Below are 4,803 nucleotides of genomic sequence, written 5' to 3'. Positions count from 1 at the left end.
GGGAACCGTCGCGGCCGTGGCCGTGGCGGACAAAGTCCTCGCGCTGACCGCGCTGCAGCCGGTCATCGAGGTGGGGAACCCGCTGGGTGAGTACCCGGATCGGTCCTGGGAGCGTGTGTATCACGACCAGTATCGATACGACTCATCCTTTACCTGGTGCTGCTCCCCGAACGACACGCACGGCTGTCGCGTCCGGGCCTTCGTCCGGAACGGCGTCGTGATGCGGGTGGAGCAGAACTACGACCACCAAACCTATGAAGACCTCTACGGCAACCGCGGGACGTTCGCCCATAACCCGCGCATGTGCTTGAAAGGCTTCACCTTCCACCGTCGCGTGTACGGACCCTATCGCTTGAAGGGGCCGTTGATGCGGAAGGGCTGGAAGCAGTGGATGGACGATGGCTCCCCCGAGCTGACGCCCGATGTGAAGCGCAAGTACAAGTTCGACAGCCGGTTTCTCGACGACCTCAACCGGGTGTCGTGGGATACGGCCTTCACCTATGTCGCCAAAGGCGCGATTCTCATCGCGACCCGCTACAGCGGTGAAGCCGGGGCCCGTCGGCTCCGCGAGCAGGGCTATGCGCCGGAAATGATCGAAATGATGAAGGGCGCGGGCGTGCGATGCTTCAAGCATCGCGCGGGGATGCCGGTGCTCGGGATCGTCGGCAAGATGATGAACACCCGCTTCAACGGCGGATGTTTACCGTTGCTCGACTCCTGGATTCGGAAAGTCGATGCCGACAAGGCACAGGGCGGAAAGTACTATTCCAACTACACCTGGCACGGCGACCAGGATCCGTCGCATCCGTTCTGGAACGGGACCCAGAACTGCGACGTGGACCTCTCCGACATGCGCTTCTCCAAGCTGAACACCAGCTGGGGCAAGAACTTCGTCGAAAACAAGATGCCGGAAGCGCACTGGAAGCTCGAGTCCATCGAGCGCGGCGCCCGCATCGTCGTCATCACGCCGGAATACAACCCGACGGCCTACCGCGCCGACTATTGGATTCCGCTGCGGCCGGAGACCGATGGCGCGAACTTCCTCGGGGCGGCCAAGATCATCTTCGATGAAAACTTGCAAGACATCGATTACATCAAGGAATTTACCGACCTGCCGTTGCTCATTCGGACGGATACGCTCCAGTATCTCGATCCGCGTGACGTGATTGCCGACTACAAGTTCCCGGATTTCTCCAAGAGCTATTCGGGACGGATCCAGTCCTTGAAGCCCGAGCAAATCGAACGGCTCGGCGGCATGATGGTCTGGGATCTGGCAAAGGGCCAAGCGGTCCCGCTGCATCGGGAACAGGTCGGCTTCCACTTCAAGGCGAGCGGGATTGATCCCGCGTTGACCGGCTCCCATCGCGTGAAATTGCTCAATGGCCGGGAAATCGACGCGATGCCGCTCTATCAGATGTACCAGGTGCACCTCCAGGACTACGACCTGGATACCACGCACCAGATCACCCGGGCGCCGAAGGACTTGATCGTCCGGTGGGCGCGCGATTCGGGCACGATCAAGCCGGCCGCGATGCATAACGGCGAAGGCGTCTGTCACTATTTCCACATGACGGAAATGGGCCGGGCAGCGGCGTTCATTATGACCATCACCGGCAACATCGGGAAATTCGGCACGGGCTGCCATACCTGGTCCGGCAACTACAAGGCCGGCATCTGGAATGCGGTGCCCTGGTCCGGCGCGGGCCTCGCGGTGCATACCGGTGAGGATCCGTTCAACCTGACCTTGGATCCGAACGCCCACGGCAAAGAGATCAAGACCCGCTCGTACTACTATGGGGAAGAAGTCGGGTACTGGAACCATGGGGATACGGCCTTGATCATCAATACGCCGAAGTACGGTCGGAAGGTGTTCACCGGCAAGACCCACATGCCGAGCCCCAGCAAAGTCCGCTGGGTCACCAACGTGAACATCCTCAACAACGCCAAGCACCACTATGACATGGTGAAGAACGTCGATCCGAACATCGAGATGATCGTGACCCAAGACATCGAGATGACCTCGGACGTCAACCATGCCGACGTGGCGTTTGCGTGTAACTCGTGGATGGAGTTCACCTATCCGGAAATGACGGGCACGGTGTCCAATCCGTGGATTCAGATCTGGAAGGGCGGGATCCGGCCGCTGTACGACACCCGCAACGATGCGGACACCTTCGCCGGTGTCGCCGCCAAGCTGTCAGAAATGACGGGCGATGCGCGGTTCCGCGGCGTGTTCCACTTCGTGTACATGAACCGCGTCGACGTCTATCCGCAGCGGATGCTGGATGCCAGCGCCACCTGCTACGGCTATAGCGCCGACGTCATGTTGAAGTCGGAAAAGGGCTGGATGGTCATGGGCCGCACCTATCCGCGGCATCCGCTCTGGGAAGAGACCAACGAGTCCAAGCCCCAGTGGACGCGGTCGGGTCGCATCGAGACCTACCGCATCGAGCCGGAAGCCATCGAATACGGCGAAAACTTCATCTCCCACCGGGAAGGCCCGGAGTGTACGCCGTATCTGCCGAATGCCATCATGTCGACGAATCCCTATGTACGGCCCGACGATTACGGGATTCCGATCACCGCGCAGCACCATGATGACAAGACGGTGCGGAACATCAAGCTGCCGTGGGCGGAAGTCAAACAGCATCCGAACCCGTTGTGGGAAAAGGGCTACCAGTTCTACTGCGTCACGCCCAAGACCCGGCATCGGGTGCATAGCCAATGGTCGGTGAACGACTGGGTGCAGATTTATGAGTCGAACTTCGGCGATCCGTACCGCATGGACAAACGGACACCGGGAGTCGGCGAACACCAGTTGCACATCAACCCGCAAGCGGCGAAAGACCGCGGCATCAACGACGGCGACTATTGTTATGTGGACGGCAATCCGGTGGACCGGCCCTATCGTGGCTGGAAGCCTTCGGATCCGTTCTACAAGGTTGCGCGGTTGATGATCCGGGCGAAATACAATCCTTCATACCCGTACCATGTGACAATGGCGAAGCATGCGCCGTATGTATCAACGGCGAAGTCGGTGAAGGGCCACGAGACGCGGCCGGACGGACGCGCCATTGCGGTGGACACCGGTTATCAGTCCAACTTCCGGTACGGCGCGCAACAGTCGTTTACCAGAAACTGGCTGATGCCGATGCACCAGACCGACTCCCTCCCGGGCAAGCACACGATTGCCTGGAAGTTCAAGTGGGGCTATGCCATCGATCACCACGGCATCAACACGGTTCCGAAGGAATGCTTGATCCGCATCACCAAGGCGGAAGACGGCGGTATCGGCGCCCGTGGGCCGTGGGAACCAGTCCGGACCGGCTTCACGCCGGGGCAGGAAAACGAGTTCATGATCAAGTGGCTGAAGGGTGAACATATCAAGATCAAGGTCTAGGACAGAGGGGGTTTGCCGGAGGGGAAGCTTTCGGCACCTCGTCCACGGGACTTGAAACGAATGCGAACCATTAACTACATGATCATGTTCAGAAGGAGGATTCACAATGCCAGAAGTCTATAACTGGCAACTGGGACGGAAGATGCTGTATCCCTACGAGGAGCGGCATCCGAAGTGGCAGTTTGCCTTTGTGTTCAACATCAATCGCTGTTTGGCTTGTCAGACCTGTTCCATGGCCGACAAGTCGACCTGGCTCTTCTCGAAGGGGCAGGAGTACATGTGGTGGAACAACGTGGAAACCAAGCCGTACGGCGGGTATCCCCAGTTCTACGACGTGAAGATCACCCAGCTCATCGAGCAGGTGAACCCGGGCGGCCAGGTGTGGAATGTGCGGGTCGGCCGCAAGCACCACGCGCCGTACGGGGTGTTCGAAGGAATGACCATTTTCGACGCGGGCGCCAAGGTGGGCCAGGCGGCGATCGGCTACATTCCGACGGACCAGGAATGGCGGTTCGTGAACATCTACGAAGACACCGCGACGTCCATGCGGGCCTTGGTCGAGAACATCGACAAGTCCGGCTTTACGCGCGATGAACCGTGGCGGCTCTCCGGCAGCAGCTTGCCGGAACACGAGACGTATTTCTTCTACCTGCAACGGATCTGCAACCACTGCACGTATCCGGGCTGTTTGGCCGCCTGCCCGCGCAAGGCGATCTACAAGCGGCCGGAAGACGGCATCGTGTTGATCGACCAGAACCGGTGCCGTGGGTACAAGAAGTGCGTGGAGCAGTGCCCGTTCAAGAAGCCGATGTACCGGGGCACGACCCGGGTGTCGGAGAAGTGTATTGCCTGTTATCCGCGCATCGAGGGGAAAGACCCCTTGACGGGCGGCGAGCCGATGGAAACGCGCTGTATGGCGGCCTGCGTGGGCAAGATCCGCATGCAGTCGTTGATGCGCATCGGTGAAGACGGCCTGTGGGCCGAAGACCGCTGGCATCCCCTGTACTACACGATTCGTGTGGAGCAGGTGGCGCTCCCGCTGTATCCGCAGTGGGGCACCGAGCCCAACGGCTACTACATCCCGCCACGGCATAGCCCCCGCGGCTATGCGCGGCAGATGTTTGGCCCGGGCGTGGATAACGCCATCGAGAAGTACCTCGTGCCCAGCCGCGAACTGTTGGCGGTCCTCCAGCTCTGGAGAGCCAGCCAGCAGATCGTCTTCCGGTACGATGTCATCCCGGGTCCGAAAGTGTTTGAAACCCAAATTCACGGGAAGCGGTTCGACATGTACAACGATACCGTGTTGGGCTTCAACAAGTCGGGCAAGGAAGTGGCGCGGATTCAGGTCGAAGAGCCGATCTACATTCGGCCGGCCGAACGCGTGAACTGGCTGTAAGACTCAT

Annotated in this window: 2 protein-coding genes; both read left to right on the top strand. The window is 59.9% G+C overall.

Going from position 1 to position 4,803, the window contains the following annotated elements:
- The first annotated feature begins 22 nt into the window (after positions 1-22).
- Positions 23-3,400, top strand: a complete 3,378-nt coding sequence (locus KF719_RS18040) for a molybdopterin-dependent oxidoreductase (protein ID WP_293510805.1) — start codon at positions 23-25, stop codon at positions 3,398-3,400.
- A 106-nt stretch (positions 3,401-3,506) separates the two neighbouring features.
- Positions 3,507-4,796, top strand: coding sequence for a 4Fe-4S dicluster domain-containing protein (locus KF719_RS18035; RefSeq protein ID WP_080880460.1), 1,290 nt, complete (start codon positions 3,507-3,509; stop codon positions 4,794-4,796).
- The last annotated feature ends 7 nt before the right edge of the window (positions 4,797-4,803 follow it).

This window comes from Parvibaculum sp. (genome assembly GCF_019635935.1).
In the GTDB taxonomy this organism is placed as follows: Bacteria; Pseudomonadota; Alphaproteobacteria; order Parvibaculales; family Parvibaculaceae; genus Parvibaculum.
The sequence above is the reverse complement of the archived record's forward strand: the minus strand, read 5'-3'. Positions and strand labels throughout refer to the sequence as shown.